The sequence below is a fragment of the Pseudanabaena sp. PCC 7367 genome (assembly GCF_000317065.1).
Classification (GTDB): Bacteria; Cyanobacteriota; Cyanobacteriia; order Pseudanabaenales; family Pseudanabaenaceae; genus Thalassoporum; species Thalassoporum mexicanum.
Map to the genome: position 1 here is coordinate 1,212,688 of NC_019701.1, position 16,585 is coordinate 1,229,272.

Annotated in this window: 13 protein-coding genes; 7 read left to right on the forward strand and 6 right to left on the reverse strand. The window is 45.6% G+C overall.

Annotated features, from left to right (window positions below; genetic code table 11):
- Nucleotides 1-419: 419 nt before the first annotated feature.
- Nucleotides 420-2,009, reverse strand: coding sequence for a YcjF family protein (locus tag PSE7367_RS04665; RefSeq protein WP_015164215.1), 1,590 nt, complete (start codon nt 2,007-2,009; stop codon nt 420-422).
- A 420-nt stretch (nt 2,010-2,429) separates the two neighbouring features.
- Here PSE7367_RS04665 and PSE7367_RS04670 point away from each other — a divergent pair, with 420 nt between their 5' ends.
- The 3 genes from PSE7367_RS04670 (at nt 2,430) to ahcY (ending at nt 5,188) form a co-directional block, all read left to right on the forward strand.
- Nucleotides 2,430-2,957, forward strand: coding sequence for a hypothetical protein (locus PSE7367_RS04670; RefSeq protein ID WP_015164216.1), 528 nt, complete (start codon nt 2,430-2,432; stop codon nt 2,955-2,957).
- A 136-nt stretch (nt 2,958-3,093) separates the two neighbouring features.
- Nucleotides 3,094-3,453 carry a cupin domain-containing protein gene (locus PSE7367_RS04675; RefSeq protein ID WP_015164217.1) on the forward strand — a complete coding sequence of 120 codons (360 nt, stop codon included), beginning with the start codon at nt 3,094-3,096 and terminating at the stop codon, nt 3,451-3,453.
- Between the two features lie 457 nt (nt 3,454-3,910).
- On the forward strand, nt 3,911-5,188 hold the full coding sequence (gene ahcY, locus PSE7367_RS04680) for an adenosylhomocysteinase (protein WP_015164218.1): 1,278 nt from the start codon (nt 3,911-3,913) through the stop codon (nt 5,186-5,188).
- A gap of 402 nt (nt 5,189-5,590) precedes the next feature.
- Here ahcY and PSE7367_RS04685 read toward each other — a convergent pair whose 3' ends face one another.
- The gene (locus tag PSE7367_RS04685) at nt 5,591-6,946 is read right to left on the reverse strand and encodes a Y-family DNA polymerase (RefSeq protein WP_041698331.1); all 1,356 of its coding nucleotides are present in this window, start codon (nt 6,944-6,946) and stop codon (nt 5,591-5,593) included.
- Nucleotides 6,947-7,357: 411 nt separating this feature from the next.
- Complete coding sequence (locus PSE7367_RS04690; RefSeq protein ID WP_015164220.1) at nt 7,358-7,972, reverse strand: LexA family protein; 615 nt, start codon at nt 7,970-7,972, stop codon at nt 7,358-7,360.
- 831 nt (nt 7,973-8,803) lie between these two features.
- Here PSE7367_RS04690 and PSE7367_RS04695 point away from each other — a divergent pair.
- Together PSE7367_RS04695 and PSE7367_RS04700 are read left to right on the forward strand one after the other, a co-directional pair.
- Nucleotides 8,804-9,130 carry a hypothetical protein gene (locus PSE7367_RS04695; protein ID WP_015164221.1) on the forward strand — a complete coding sequence of 109 codons (327 nt, stop codon included), beginning with the start codon at nt 8,804-8,806 and terminating at the stop codon, nt 9,128-9,130.
- A gap of 363 nt (nt 9,131-9,493) precedes the next feature.
- Entirely contained in the window at nt 9,494-9,904 is a 411-nt protein-coding gene (locus tag PSE7367_RS04700) for an efflux RND transporter periplasmic adaptor subunit (protein WP_015164222.1), read from the forward strand.
- Here PSE7367_RS04700 and PSE7367_RS04705 read toward each other — a convergent pair.
- Nucleotides 9,891-10,331, reverse strand: a complete 441-nt coding sequence (locus PSE7367_RS04705; protein ID WP_015164223.1) for a heavy metal-responsive transcriptional regulator — start codon at nt 10,329-10,331, stop codon at nt 9,891-9,893. The two genes, PSE7367_RS04700 and PSE7367_RS04705, sit on opposite strands and share 14 nt — an antisense overlap.
- Before the next feature lie 88 nt (nt 10,332-10,419).
- Between PSE7367_RS04705 and PSE7367_RS04710 the strand changes: the two genes are divergently transcribed.
- Nucleotides 10,420-10,863 (forward strand): hypothetical protein, encoded by a 444-nt coding sequence (locus tag PSE7367_RS04710; RefSeq protein WP_015164224.1) that lies wholly within the window; start codon nt 10,420-10,422, stop codon nt 10,861-10,863.
- 180 nt (nt 10,864-11,043) lie between these two features.
- Nucleotides 11,044-11,307, forward strand: coding sequence for a hypothetical protein (locus PSE7367_RS04715; RefSeq protein ID WP_015164225.1), 264 nt, complete (start codon nt 11,044-11,046; stop codon nt 11,305-11,307).
- 262 nt (nt 11,308-11,569) lie between these two features.
- Here PSE7367_RS04715 and chlP read toward each other — a convergent pair whose 3' ends face one another.
- A complete protein-coding gene (gene chlP / locus PSE7367_RS04720) occupies nt 11,570-12,790 on the reverse strand; it encodes a geranylgeranyl reductase (RefSeq protein ID WP_015164226.1) in 1,221 nt (406 codons plus the stop codon).
- A gap of 188 nt (nt 12,791-12,978) precedes the next feature.
- The gene (locus PSE7367_RS04725; RefSeq protein WP_015164227.1) at nt 12,979-16,326 is read right to left on the reverse strand and encodes an alpha-mannosidase; all 3,348 of its coding nucleotides are present in this window, start codon (nt 16,324-16,326) and stop codon (nt 12,979-12,981) included.
- Between the last annotated feature and the right edge of the window lie 259 nt (nt 16,327-16,585).

The window sequence follows — 16,585 nt, forward strand, 5'->3', positions numbered from 1 at the left end:
AGACCCGATCAATTTGGGTCTCACTTCAAATTTTTACTTGTTCTGTGTTTGGAATAATTGATTATCTAAGCAATAGCTGTGAATCGGTAAGCAGGAGCCGAAAACGCAGGGAAGGTACGCCATACTACCAGCTTAGCCCTACGAAGGTAAGCAGAGTAGCTAAAATTAGGCTATTTAGCCGATGCTACTAGAATTTGGATATGGGAGTCTAATAACAGCAACATAGATGTTTCGTTAAGCCCATCTACGGCGGGGTGCTTCACCAATTGGTGTTTGCCCTCGCTATTTTTTTGCTTTTGCATTCCTGCTCTAACAAAGCTCTAGTATAACAGAGCTGCCTAATAAATCAACCCTTTCGGCTAAGATGAGCCAAATTGCTGGGGCGATCGATTGATCGATTAACTAATCCCAAACACTTCTCAGGGCTGCGCTTCGTCGTCTTCGTTTTCAGGCGGTTGCCGGGATAATTGCGTGAACCGTTCAAATGCCTCTTGCACAAAGGCTTTAATAAAATCATCCCGTTTGTTTAGCTGGAACTGTTTTTGCACCACCGCGGCAATCCCGCCATCACCCCAGTCTTGATCGCGGCTGAAATATTCAATAAAGCTATAGCCAGCGATCCGGGTCAGGTAGGCACCAGCGATCGATTGGACGGCTGCTCTGACAATGTAGCCAACCACCGTAACCGAAATGGCCGTACTGACTATTTCCACCGTGCCCCGCACTACCCCCAGACTGGCCAGGGTTTTAGTGAGGGATGCGGCTAGTTCTTTACCCTTTTCACGATCGATTTGGCAACCATAGACCTTGGCGATCGCCACTACCATCTGGGCATTGACCGCCGCTGCCGCCAACAGATCAACCACCGGCAAGGGCGTAGCTAGAATTGCACCCACCACAAACCATTGATATCGCTCAACCACTGCTTCGGCTTCTTTTTTGCGCTGTTCAGTCAGTGCCAGCTTGGCCGCATCACCTACCCCTTGCGATTGCAACAACACATTATCGGCAACCAGGCTATCTCCTTCCTGATTAAGAATCACCGCCATCCGCTCGATCAATGGCGTTAGCTTGGGCTGAGCCACAACAGTTTCACCCGATGGCAGCTTAACTGGACTGGGACGAGCCGCGATCGCTACCACATCCTCTGGCGCAATGATTCCGATTACTCTCTGGCGCAGCCGTGCTAATAAAACCTGGCGATCGGCTTTAGGATAGCGATCGATTTTATTAAATGCCAGGATCGATCGTTTACCAATTTGAGCCAGGGCTTGCAGTGGTTCATATTCAGAGCGACTGAGATCGGCATCAACTACAAATATAATCAGGTCAGCATCTGCCGCCAATTGTCTGGCCAGCTTTTCACGATCGGTGCCAGCCACACCCGCTTCCAGGATGCCGGGGCAATCGGTAACCACGATCGGCAACTCTAAATCAGGCCATTGGATCGGCCCATATACTTCACCAATTTGAGTAGTGCCCATCGCTGCACCAACTGCGCCTAGCTGATCTAAATCAGGTTGGTCTGCATTTTTATTCCAATCATCCAACTGTATAGCCGTAATCATGGCATTGACCAGTGAGGTTTTACCAGCAGAGCCAACCCCAAAGATAACCACCTTTAGCTCCTGTCTGGCGAGATCGGCTAACAGTTCAGTGGTGCGATCTTCTAGAGCCTTTCTGGCTACTTGATCCTGGATTTGTTGCACCAGCTTTTGCACTGCAGCCAGATTTTCGGTTGCGGCCTCCACCTTGTCAGTAGAGACTTTAGGTTCAATTTTGGGGCGCGATTGGCGCTGAAAAGTCTTGAGATAGATCCAGCCAGCAATGCCTAAACCAACTAGGACAATCAATAAAATCAACACCACCAATCCGGCCAGCAGCGGCGAGGTTGGTGCTAGTAGGCGATAGATTTGAATCAGCCGATCGATCAGTCCTAAGACCAGACCGCCAATCAAACCAACAGCAATGACAAGCAAGATTAAGCGGAGCCAGCCAGAACGAAACATGCGGTTAGAAAAATTGACCTTGGCTAATTGGGCAACGAGTTTAGTCTAGTTTAGGCTTTAATGCACGTTGCTGGCATTGAGATGGTTAGGCGATCGCCAAACTTGACATGATCGACAATCGAGCAAATCACAAACAATTTCTAGCCATACATTTGCAAGCATCATGCATTAATCGCATTAACTTGATGCACTAACAGCAGTGGATTAGATGCGATCGAAAATCAAATTCGCTATACTTTTAGGATCAAAAGTATCAAATTCAACTTTTTAGGCGTTGTTTTCACGGCGATGGTTAACTAGCCGCGATCCAAATCTTAAGGGACATGGCTACATATCCTCAGAACTAATCTACCCAATCGTTCGTTAGATGAAATCTCCTCCTCAAAATTGCCATCCTTGAGATTTTAAGATCAAGCGCTTATGAATCAATCATCTCAATCATCCGATCCCCCTCAATCCAATCACGCTTCAGCCGAACAATCGATGCAAGAGACTAAACCCCACCAGGATCATACAGATAAAGTTGTGAACCAGCCGTCTGCTCCTGCTCAAAATAGCGATCGCCGTTCAGACAATCCCCCTGTTCGATCGGATGCCCCCGGCACAATGGAGCCAGGTAAATCGGCTAAAGGCAAAAAAAAGATCAAAAAAATCAAAGTAGTACCCAATATCCTGGAAACCGCTGGCAATGATACGCTTTACGGTAGCTCTGGTCACGATATATTTGTATATCGCCCTGGTGATGGCCTATTGCGAATCGAGGATGCAGCGGGCGTTAATACCCTGGTGCTAAAGAACATTCATCATGATCAAATCCGGGTTAACATTCGCCCCGATGGTTTTCTGGTGGTTACCTATTGCAAAAAAGCGATCGTGGAAATGCGGGGGATTGACTATATTCAAACCAATGAGGGGGTATTTCCGGTTGAGGACTGGATTGTCATGTAGTCGCCGTAAATCAACTTAGCTGTAATACCCAATCGATCTGGCCATTGACTAGATTGTTGACTAGATTTAGATCTACAGTTCTGCTATTAATGCAGGCGTTGTTCAAAATAAAGGCTCCAAAAGGATCAAAATAAATATGCTTGTCCGGAATCTAGACCAATGCGATCAATTTGTGGCTGGCGATGGCACCTTGCTGCGGGAGTTGCTACATCCCGACAAACAACCAATCCAACTGCGCTATAGTCTGGCCCATGCGATCTTACCTGCGGGTCAAACTTCTGATCCCCATTCCCTTACCACCTCAGAGGTTTACTATATTCTGAGCGGCGCAGGGGAGATGCACATTGATGATCAGGTGCAAACCGTTGGCACTGGCGATGCCATTTATATTCCCCCCAATGCCAGGCAATACATTAGCAGCATTGGCACCGAGCCATTAATTTTTCTATGTATTGTTGATCCGGCCTGGCGCAAAGAAGACGAGACAGTTTATTAAATTGTTACAATTGGGGCATTATTAAGATAACTTTATGCTTGGGATTTCTCTGGTATTGTTTATTGTGGTTAGTCTCAAAGCTAATAACTAAGCAATGATAGAAGACTTTTGAGGGGAATTAGGGGGTTAATTGATTAAGCTTTAGGGGAAAAGCGATTCTTACCTCATGCTTTTGGTAGTTACTTTTATGCCGGATCTCAATCGAAAATGCATTAGTTTATGTTCAAAGCAATTGGCACATTTATGTTGATCTAAACCAATTGCTAAATCCCTCAAAAGCAGATCCTACTTTCAAGATTAATTAAGGCGATCGCCTAAATCAGCGCCACGGCGCAAATTAACTGAGCGAATTAACTGAGCAAATTAACTGAGCGAACGACTGAGATGTTCAAGTTAAAAGTCAATCAATTTGCCTAGTTATATATACTGTTTAAGGAGAAACTAAAAGAGCTACGCCATGACAACTACAACTGCTGAAGTTAAGTACGAAATTAAAGACATCAGCCTTGCAGCAATGGGCAAGGATCGGATTGAATGGGCGGGGCGGGAAATGCCCGTATTGCGCCAGATCCGCGATCGCTTCGCCAAGGAAAAGCCCCTTGCTGGCGTTAGGATTTCGGCTTGCTGCCACGTTACGACCGAAACCGCTAATTTGGCGATCGCCCTGAAAGCGGGTGGTGCTGATGCCATTTTGATTGCCAGCAATCCCCTCTCCACTCAGGATGATGTGGCTGCTAGCCTGGTCAAAGATCATGGCATTTCGGTATATGCGATTAAAGGTGAAGATAACGACACCTATCACCGCCATGTGCAAATTGCGCTCGATCATCGCCCCAATATTATTATTGATGATGGTAGTGATGTAACCACCACCTTGGTGCAAGAGCGGCCAAACCAACTTTCAGACATCTACGGCACCACGGAAGAAACCACCACTGGGATCGTGCGCCTCAATGCCATGTTTAACGATGGGATGCTAACCTTCCCCGCTGTCTCGGTAAACGATGCCGACACCAAGCATTTCTTTGACAATCGCTATGGTACTGGTCAATCCACCCTGGATGGAATTGTGCGTGCCACTAACATTCTCTTGGCTGGCCGGGTGATCGTAGTAGTCGGCTATGGCTGGTGCGGTAAGGGTGTAGCTATGCGTGCCAAGGGCTTAGGCGCGAATGTGGTTGTGACCGAAATCGATCCAGTCAGGGCGATCGAAGCGGTGATGGATGGCTTCAGGGTAATGCCGATGGCCGAGGCTGCCCCGATCGGCGATATTTTTGTCACTGTTACTGGCAACAAGCATGTGATCCGCCGTGAGCATTTTGAAGTGATGAAAGATGGCGCGATGGTGAGCAACTCTGGTCACTTTGACATTGAAATCGATCTCGAATCGCTCAAGGAAATGAGTGAGTCCGATCGCTATGTGCGCAATTTCACCCAGGAATATAAGCTCAAGTCCGGCAAGTCAGTAATTGTGCTGGGCGAAGGTCGTTTGATCAACCTGGCCGCCGCTGAAGGTCACCCTGCGAGTGTGATGGATATGAGTTTTGCCAACCAGGCACTTGCCTCTGAGTATTTGGTGGTGAATAAAGGTAAGCTCAGCCCTGGATTGATTCCTGTGCCCGAAGATATCGATCGTGAGATCGCCCGCTTGAAGCTACAAGCCATGGGTATTGATATTGATACACTCACCCCTGAGCAGATTGAATATTGCAATTCCTGGACGGTTGGCACCTAGTTATATTTATTTTATTTGTATCTGTATTTTATTTGTATCTGTCAGGGATCGATTAGGTCTAGCTAGATATCTGACTTGAACAGGTGAAATCCTGACTACTAGCTTCAAACAAGCCAAATAAACATTAGGCCAACCAAATCAATATATTAATGGGGAGTATTTTAGCTCCCTTTTTTATTTGCCTTAATTATTTGCCTTAATTTTGAGTAGCACTCAATTTAGAACTAATTCCCTAAGTTATTGTCGAAGCACTAACATATTAATCGGCTTAATCGGCGCTATTTTTATGATCTGCTACAGCAAACATTACTCGAAGCAAGCCAAAAGCACCAAGATTGCAGCATTCTTCTGATTGATATCGATGCTTCAAGCATTGTCAATACTTATCAACACCCCAAATGGTCAAGCTTTGGCGATCGGTAATTCGCTCCATGCAGTGGTGTAACGTTGCGATCGTTGTACCTCTTGGCGATCAGTTTGGTGGTTGATTTTTAAACCATCTGCTTTACTAGCCGATCGCAAATTTGGCTCTAGTTCTAGTTTGGCCTGCTCCACCATGCCAATCAACCTGTTTTCCCGCTGCTTAGTCGATCGCTGCGGCGATTGCCCTAAATCCCATCCCCATCCATTGCTGGCAATTGGCTCCCACAGCTTGATGCTGATTTTTTTATAGGCTAAACCAGGCTGATAAACTGCTGTCAGAGCGGCGATCGCCTGCCTGGTCAAATCGCTCGCATCATTTGTAGGCTGCTCCAGTTTAATCTGGGTAGAGTTGCAATATTGGGGAAGGTGAGCAAGTTGATCGGTCGCTAGAGTGATCGAAATGCCGGTAGTTAGTAGCTCTTGGGCATGTAATTTTTGAGCCAGGATTGCCACATAATTAGCCGTAACTTCTTTGAGAAGGGCGATCGAATCGACTGGTTCGGCAAACGCTCTAAACATTAAGGCCAATTGGCGATCACTGGCGATCGGTTGCAGCGGGTAATGTACCTGGCCATGTAGTTCATCGATCGTGCGGCTCATGCCAGGATCAAATAAGGCTTGAACTTTTTTCTCTGGCAGCATTCTAAGCTGAAGTGCATTGGTAATGCCGATCGCCTCTAGTTGTTGTGCATAGTAACTATCAATGCCCCAAATCTTGCCTACTGCGGTTGCGGCGAGGGCTTGTGCTTGCGACGATTTAGTCAAGAGCGAGGTAATCCCGCTGGCAGATTGTTGGGCGATTTGCTGTGCCACTTTGGCCAGAGTTTTGGTGGGAGCAATGCCGATCGAAATGGGAACTCCAATCCATTGGTTAATTTTGCGTCGTATTTCCTGCGCATAGTCACTAATCGAGATGGCATCAGGCATCAGCACTGGTTCACCAGTAAAATTGTCAGTTGTTTGAACCGGGGCGATCGTAAGCTCCAGCCATGCTGCATGTTGGTCATAGATTTCTAACTCTGGGCAAAATTGCTGGAGAGCAGACATCACCCGATTGGAAATATCAGCATAGAGCGATGAATTTGCCCCATGCACAATCACATTATATTTTTCGCTATGTTTTTCACGTTGTTTTTGAATTATGGCTTCGACCTGGCTCAGGCACATACCTGGATTAATGCCAAGAGACTGCGCTGCTGGCGATCGCGCTACCACCCAACCCCGATTACCTGAGATGATTACAACTGGTTTTCCCACTAAGGCCGGATTAAAAATTTGTTCGCAATTGATCAAAAAATTGTCACAGTAAACTAAGGCAAATAGTTTCGCCATCATTCCTAACCCTGATTTAATTACTACAAATTAATAATGTTGTGATGATTCAGATATTCAGTTTTGGGGCACTTGCAAGTGGAGAAAGTTTAGCTATAGCAGGATTATGCGATCGCTCTAAACATAGCTAGCAATGACATAGGGGTATTTTATGGATGTTCTTTAAGCTAGTGATTCAAAATTAGATTCCATAAATTACATTCCATAACTGAACAGCTTAGCCCCAGATTTCAAGAAATCTTAGAACGAATAGCTAACTAGAGCAGGATTTTGCTTGGCATCTTGCTTGGCATTTTGTTCAGGCTGAGAATCAAGCGCAGGACGCTCTAGCACCAGATTGCGATCGGCACTGTAGCAGGAATTAAGAACAACACTAAAACTCTTGCTGATTGCTAGAATACTGCGCTTCAGGCATTAGAGCGAATGGATTACCTGAGTAACCACACCCCAAATATGGAAGTCCATTTCCTTAGTAATCTTGAGCGGCTCAAAGGATTCATTCTCTGGCATTAAGAAAATCTCGCCCTTATGCTGCTTCAACCGCTTCACGGTCAGTTCACGATCAACCACCGCGATCACAATCTTGCCGTTTCTGGCCTCCTCAGCGCGATCGACAATTAAAATATCGTGGGGATGGATACCAGCATCAAGCATTGATTCACCAGCAACCCGCACCAGGAATGTGGCCGATGGATGCTTAATTAAATGCTCATTGAGATCGATCCGGTCTTCCACATAGTCTTCGGTTTGGGTGGGGAAGCCTGCTGCGACTGGGTTCATAAACAGCGGCAATCGATATACATTCGCGGCTTCTTGTCGTTCCTCGCCCCTGGAAATGGGAACCACCTTTTGGCGATCGGCCTGGACTGGTGTACTACCGGTTAAGCTAGTGTTGGGGTGCGATCGCCGAATTAGAGATTCGATTTCGCCGAGCTTACTAATCGGCACCCGTACCGCCTTAGTCGGTTCGCCATATTTACCGCTGCCTTTGGGTCTGCCTGCGCCCTCACGTTTACCACCACGTGCCATAATTTTCCTCTATTCCTACTTAATCCGATTACTTTACTAACATTGATGTTTAGTGTTCGATACCAATAACAGCTCTAGAAATACTGACTTTTGCGATGTTCATGAATTGGCTTATTTGCATATCATGAGAATTGCTATAACCCATTCCTAATTGAGCCCTGATTGAATATTATTTATTGGTGTTTAGGCTACTTTAGTTAATTGCGATTATTCATCGATCGATGATTTCGGGCTCACTAAAATTGATTTTATTGATTTTTAAGTTGATTAATATTTTAATCAGTTATGTTAATTTAGGATGTGATTAACGAATCATCGAAAGTAATCGAGGAGTTAGCAACTTCAGAGCTACGCAAGAGCTATATAAGAGTTATGCAAGTTGAAGCCATCCAAACAACCTTGATATGCGAACACTAATCAATCAAATCATGGAATGGAAAATTATGCAATCGGTTTATGTCCTAATTTAATTTAAATTTAGAGTATTTTGCTAACTGAAGTAGATTTTGGGATTTTATTAGCGTCAGTGCAATAATCAATGCGCTAAAAAATGATCGCTAAGACTGCAATCGGTTCTGTTCCTTGGGCGCTTCTTGATAACGACAAGTCTGGGTTATTAATATCTCTGTCAAAATCTCTGTCAAACTGAGATTGAGCAGGGGCAAGAACGATCGCAAAACATTGATAAATGTCGATTAAACGTCGATCGCCCTGGCAAATTACCTGCACATGTGACAAAAATCACAACCACTGCCGCAACACATCACCGCCATAATCAAGCTCAAGCGCGATGATTAGATTATGGACAGGCAAGGATAAGGACTTTAAACCATGAAAGCTAGCAGAGTTGAAACGATCATCAGTGCAATTGTGATTACCGCCGCGATCGGCTTGGGCATTCCGGTTACCGCCGACCAAAGTAGTAATGTGCATAACCGCAGTGATACATTTGCACCACAAAACTTGGTGGCCATTTCCAATGTACCTAATGTTGAAGCACCTGAGCTTGACTTCATTGATTATCAAGTTCAGACTTTGGCTACCCCAACCACAGTAGATAGCATTTTTACCCTCAGCCAACGCGATCAGATTGGTTGCTTTATCAGCAGCAGTTCGATCGATGGCATTGTTACCTGTGGTCAGATCGATAATTACTAAGTAATTGCTTAATTACTCAGGCTTAGTCACATTAAGTTAAGTAAGTTAAGTTAGTCACGCAGCTTCCCCGTTTCTTGGTTCTAACTAGATTTAATTTATTTAACTTTCCCGTTTTCTAATGGTTGTGCAGCTTCATCACACTAACTAGGCTAAAACTGATACTGATAAAGATAAAGATAAATAAGCTTAGCAAGCGGCTAGGAACTTTTAGCTACAATTTTGAGTCGATCGCGCTAGGATCTCAATTACCAGCATTATAATTATTTGCTTATTTGCGATCCATGCCCAGTTGCGGTTCAGGCTCGGTTAGTTAATCTTTGGTTGGATTAGCAACTGCCTGAGACTCAAAAAAATAAGGATTTTATGCGCACCAGACTTTCAGATTCGATCGCCCCTGCTTCAATTACCTGTTTGGTCTCTTTGCTGATTAGTGCGGGAATTGCCGCCCCCTTGGCGATCGCTGCGCCAGAGGATTGCCCCGATTATGTCCATGAAACAGTTGAGGCACTGGGGCAGGCCAAACTAGCGATCGAAGTGGCTCAATCGGATTTGGAACTGGCCAGTGAGCGGGTCGAACTATTCACAATGCTGCTAGAGGAAGGAGCAGTATCTGAGTTGCAACATACTCAGGCAATTGAGAACCAAACCGCCGCGCAAATAAAACTAGATACAGCGATCGCCACCAAACAAGCAGCAATGGTACAGCTAGAGACAATTATGGAACAAGAAGACTGTGCAGCGGATCTGGTGGCAAACGTATCTACTGCTGAATGATTGGGCAAATAACTTCACGATCGCCCATGTTTTCATTATTGACAGTCAGCCCAGGATTATTCTGGTCAACCAATGACAATAGCTCGGTTTTGAGTTGTTGCAGTTGGGCAACTTTGCGATCGATCTCAGCCACCTTAATCGCAATCTTATGGCGCACCTCATGGCAGGGCATCTGGCCACGATCGTGAATATCCAGGATTTGCTTAATCTCTTGCAGTTTGAAACCCAAACTTTGCGATCGCTTAATAAAACTCAAGCGACCGATCACTTCGTGGTTAAACAGACGAAACCCACCCTCGGTGCGATCGCAAGCTTTAACTAAGCCCTGTTCTTCGTAGTAGCGAATTGTTTTGATCGATACACCACTCTGGGTTTGCACCTGACCGATCAATAGTTTTGGTTTTTTTTCTGGCTGAATTGCGACCATATTTTTTGCTCCGCTTGACTCTCCCCTGGGCTGGAGGTTCTATAATAACACCTTAACAATTATGCTCAGGTATTTTGGGAATGGGGATATGACAAGAGCTATGCAATCCGATCGCCTTGGTTCAGGTATTCTACTAGGTGCGGGTTTGGCAATGATCCAGCAATCGCCATTACTAGCCCATGCTGGTCATTACAAAGATAAAGAGGCAGAGCCCGATAATTCAAACTCCCCTGAAAATTCTGAGCATTCTGAGCGGCCAGAGCCGATCGAGCAGCATGATCCTGAACAGATGGAGCAGGCAGAGAGCGCCCCAGATCAAGATCATACCAACCCTGAAGTAATCGAACCATCTCCCCAGGAACAGCAAAATCAAGTCGATCAAGATAATGCACCCAACGCGGTAGTATCTGAATCAGAGCAACCAGTCCAAGCAAATGTTAGCCCGTTGCTAGGTTTAGGTGAGGGGGTATTTTTGCTGGTGGCGATCGCGCCGATTTTGTTATTTACGCTCAAACGCAAGCTGCGTCACTAACCAGGTAATTAAAAAATTTTGAGCCCTGCAGATGTGCGGATTTAATGATTTTTAGCTATAGGATCGAGGCTGGCTAAAAGACTTATGCTAAAGCTCCTTGTTTCGATCTCACGATCACCTCTTCATTGCCTGGATCGCTAGAGTAATCCCTTCCAACCAAACACCTATGAACAAACACCTATGAACAGAGTCCAGATCCGCCGCCTGCATTCTTTGATCGCGCCATTTATGCTCCTGCCAATCCTGCTGACCTTGCTGACAGGTACGGTATTTCAATTTGCGGTGATTACTGGCAATGCGGAGGGCTTTCTGTGGCTATTGGATTTGCATCGCGGTAAATTTGGCCAAATTAACCTAGAGATGGTTTACCCATTTTTGAATGCGTTGGGGTTGTTGGTATTAGCGATCACAGGAATTAGTATGTGGTTACGATCGCCTCGATAGAAACCCGATAGAAACTTAGGCAGACAGGGCTGACCTAAAAACAAAAGTAATCGCTGGACAGCTAAGAATTTGCTTTAGAAAACCATAGCTAAAGACTGAGTTGGATCATCTAATCAGTCTGCCCAATTTGGTAAGCAAGAACTTCTACTTTTGCGTAAGTCCTGCTCATATTCACTAAAACATAAAATAAAAATAGGGCAAGTAATACCTGCCCTACTAGCTTTAAATATTTATGTGACTTAATCAATGATTCATAATGCGCTTAAGGAGCTAAGGCATTACCACGAATCAAGCTAGCGATCGTCTTGGCCGTGATTTTTAGCTGCGTGAACGGATTAGCTGGCACGACAGTTTTATATAGATAACTATCGAAAGTCAGCTTTTGCACATCCATGTCCGCACACATTTCCACGAACGCTTCACGGCTAGCATTAGAGCTATAGAATACCCGTTGCAGGATATCTAATACCTTGTAGGTCATACCATAGGCCTTATCCCAACGCTTGAGATAGACCTTCAAATCAGCTTCAGTGGGAATGCGTTGGCCTTGCTGGGCAAATTCAACGATCGCCTCAGCACACATGCGTCCCGACTTGGCAGCAAAATAAATGCCTTCGCCCGAAGACTTGGTCACATAGCCAGCAGCATCACCAACCAGAGCAACCCGGCCAACCACTCGGCGCGGTCTGGGATGTTCAGGGATTGGGTGCGCTTCAATTTTGATTACTTCGCCACCTTCAATCCGTTTTTCGGCTCTGGCGCGAATCCCAGCTTGCAGCTTTTTGATGTCTTTTTTATGCACCTTCATCGTGCCAGTACCAACGGCCACGTGGTCATACTTGGGAAACACCCAGGCATAGAAATCGGTGGAGACATCGTCACCCACATACATCTCTGCTAACTCTTCATAGTATTTCATTTTGTCGGGTGGGATGCGAATGCGTTCCTGGAAGGCGATCGCATAGTTATAGTCACCCGCATTGATCGCTTCGGCTACAACCGAGTTTGCACCGTCAGCACCAACAATCAAATCTACTTCCAAGCTGCGTCTGACCCCTTGGGAGCCGCCAGCCGACATATCGTTATATTCGATTACATAAGGAGATTTGCCCTTATCGGTAATCTTAATTTCGACCACGCGGCCATTGATCAATTCTGCACCTAGTTCATGGGCGCGATTGCGCATAAATCCATCTAGGATTTCACGGCGACACATGCCGATATATTCATCGGTCTTGACTAAGGAAATGTCCACCTCACGATTGCTAGGTGAGATCATTTTCATTTTGCGCACCCGGCGATCGATAATTTCCGGGGGCAGCTCAAACTCAGAAACCATGCAAAGTGGGATTGCACCACCACATGGTTTGGCATTATCAAGCTTCCGCTCAAATATATAAGTTTCAATACCAGCTTTTGCTAAAACTTCAGCGGCACTCGAACCGGCGGGACCGCCACCAACAACAGCAACTCTTAGTGTCAAAATTCCGCTCCTGGAGCAAACAATAACTCATTACCTTTCGCATGGTAGCACCGAGCATTGTTAGGCTTCACTAGGCAGTGATGAATGTTAACAGTTACTACATATTGTGCGTTACAAACGTTATGATCCTGAAGTTTTGGGCTTTGAATGAGTTTAGATCATGTTTATGACAGGGGGGGCACGATTTCCTAAGGGATCGCTTGAAAACAAACCCGCAGCGTCATAATTTCAAATGGTTTAAATGAGATGGAAATTTGATTTTGGTCGTAGCAAAATTTTGAATCGGAATTGTCGATCGCCCGTTCGATTAAGTCACACTCGCTGGCCTGGGCAATTCTGGGCAAAAATTTAATTACCGCCTGGGTAGTCTGGCCGTTGCATTCATAAAAACGCAAAATCCACCCCTTACTATCTTCCGATCGCTTCAGTGCCGTCAACACAATATTGGCGCAGTTGTTTCCTGCCTGGTCATGCACTTGCAACAAGCTGAAATGATTTTGATTGGATAAACTGCTTGGATTTTTGCTGGTTAATGAATTAATACTGGGATAAGTGACGATCGGATTATTCAATTCCCAGCCTCGCTGTACAACATTCGCGGTTTGCCAACTGCGATCATGGGGAACCAGGCGATAGGTAAAGGTATGGCTACCACGATCGCTATCTGGGCAACACCAGACCGGACTGCGCAGCAAAGTTAAACGCAACTGATCCGGCTTAGCATCATAGCCATATTTGCAGTCATTCAGCACCGCTAAGCCAATGTTTTCACCGCTGAGATCTGCCCAGAACTGGGCTGGCACTTCCCACTTAGCCCGATCGCGCTCTGTCTCTGCCAATGTGGAACGCTCGATCGCCCCCATTGGAATTTCATAGCTGGCCAAAGGCGATCGCCAATTTACCGGAAAAGCAACTTTGACTAAAGTATTTTCTTCTTGCCAATCTAACTGGTTTTTGACTGTGACATGGTTGCGATCGGCATCAAGTTGAATTTCCTGGTGGATCGAGGAGTTACGAAATTTGCGAATTACTGCCAGGCTGACTCGCAGGGCTCCTGATTCCTTGATTTTTAAATCAACTAATTCAGCCGCTTCAAGTTGCTTACTTTCGTAATCAGGGTCAATGTTCCAGGCATCCCAATATTGCCCCCGATCGCTAAAAAACTGCCACTGCACAGGCGCTCTAAGAATTTTATTGCCACTGCGTTTGTCAATAATTTGGCTAATTTCACCGGTATGGGGATCGATCTCTACTTTGATCTTTTTGTTTTCCAGAGAATGGCTAGTGATACTTAGAGCAGAATCTTGCTTGTGAGTTGAGGTAATTACAATCGGTTCTTGATTTGATTGATTGAAGTTATCAAATTGCGATCGCTCCTTAAACTGAATTTGCGTATTGCCTAAACTTGGGAAGTTATCGATCGCCACCAGATAAGCCTCTTTCGTTGCCTGGGTGCAATAGATCTGCTGGGTGAGAGGATTAATTGCTACTAAGTCAGGTACTAAGTCGGGCAGATTGGCATTGGCAGACTCATCAGCTTGATCATTGTGCAAATCAGAGCCAGTAATATTTTCAGCGATCATTTGGCGGGGAATTTCTACGATCGCCGATCGTGGCCAGTTTAAAAAATTCCACAATGTAATTAATGTAATTGAGGAATCATTAATTTTAGCTGGTTGCTTTGCGCTCAAATCGGCCATTAATTGATCATGAATCCGATCGATTTCTTGCCATTCGAGATCGGCATCAACAAAAACTTCTGGGATCGCGGAACCGGGCAAAATATCATGAAATTCATTGACTAATAGGCTTTGCCAGGCTGTTGTTAGTTGCGCTTGAGTCTGGTCACTAATCGATTGGCAATCGGGGTTGAGGATGGCGGCGATCGCTAAATATTTTTCCAGATTGGTTAGTTTAAGCTCAGCACGGCGATGTTTTAGTTTTTGATCGGCTTTGGTGGTATAAACACCGCGATGTAGCTCCAGGTATAGTTCATCATTCCAGATCGGGATTGTTTGCTGTTGTTGAAGGATATTTGCTCGCAACTGCAAAACATAATCGGCGATCGTGCCAGGTATCAGCGTAAAGAAAAGTTCTGATTCTGCCCATTCTCGCCCCAGATCCAACATGTCGGCAGTGGGGCCACCACCATGATCGCCTACGCCATAGAGCCATAGGGTTTCAGGAATATGATGTTGCCTCTCGTGATCGGCAAGATGCTTGGCGATCGACTCCGGTTCAATGTCCTGGCCGATTTCATTGGGGAAGTAGGTAAAAATTTTGCTGCCGTCTAGGCCCTGCCACCAGAAAACCTTATCGATCGGCTTGTTGGTGTCATTCCAGGCCAGCTTTTGAGTAGTAAATGCCTCAAAGCCACTTTTAACTAAAATTTGCGGCAGTTGCCAATTAAAACCAAAACTATCCGGTAACCAGGCGATCTTGGCATCTTGATTAAACTTTTGCTGAAAATATTGTTTACCATATAAAATCTGCCGAATCAGCGACTCACCACCAGGCAAATTGCAATCGCTCTCTACCCACATGCCACCGATCGGCTCCCATTTCCCCTGCGCCACCGCTGCTTGAATTTGGGTAAACAGTTCTGGTTCGGCTTGCTCAATCCATTGATAGGAGAGGGCAGTCGTTTGATTAAAAATCAATTCGGGATAGGTTTGCTGGAGCTTAAGCACCGAGGCAAAGGTACGCCTGGTAACATCTTTAGTTTCGGCGATCGGCCATAACCAGGCCACGTCAATGTGGGCATTGCCAACTAGATGAATTTTGCGCTGTTTCAGGAAAGGACTGAGCGGCAGTAGGCTCTGGCGGATTTTTGCTAGCTGATTACATAATTCATGGTTAACGGGCTGTTGGGCTAACTTGGCTAACTGCTCAACTGCTTTGGTGACCAGAGGCAGCAGATCGGGCGATCGCTTTTCAATCATTGTTAAATAGGCCGCAATCACCGCCAATTCATCGGCAAACTTACCTGGATCGCAAGGTTGGGCTGGGTATTCAAGTTGGATCGTGCTGGCATGGAGTGCGCCGCGATCGTGACTGGGGGCGGTTAGCCGCAGCTCGAATTTAAATTCCTGTTCTGGTTGAGTATTTTTGGCCACTAGCAAACGACAGCGCTGATCAAATAGATCGCCTTCCTGCGCTTGCTTACCGTCAATCGATGCCACTATTTCCGCCGCCCACCACAATAAATACAACCGGACTGTGGCTCCCTGGGTGGGCAGGCCATGAATCCGATTGGGCAATCGCCAGGTTTGCCTAAGCTGAATATTACTTGCACCGCGATCGAACAGGATAATCTGCCGTTCTGGGTCTAGCTCACAGGCTTTGAGATCGGTAGCTGATGTATTACTTGACTGGTTATTTGGAGCATTGCCTCGATCGCTTTGATCGCTCCAATCACTCTGATCATTGCGTCTGTAGGCATAATCGCGCTGCCAGCCACCCAAAATCGGTAGGCGGCTAAATTGCCTCAACCAGGCGATCGTAGTTTTGAGCTGGGTGAATATTGCTTGATTCAACTTTATTTAATTCAACTTTATTTGCCTGCCAAATCCATATCCTATCCGCTGATAGTCTTAATTTTTAAATCAAAAAATCAAACTATTTCAAACCATTGGTGAATTAATCCTGTAGTCAATTGCTGGACAGTATTCCAGTAATTTTGTTGATTCCATTAGTATGTTTAAATATTCAATAAAATATTCAATAAAAATAATCAGCAGTTGATCTAGCTACATGGTGCAGCAACTAATCTGGCCTGCGAGAGGATTGGTTAGG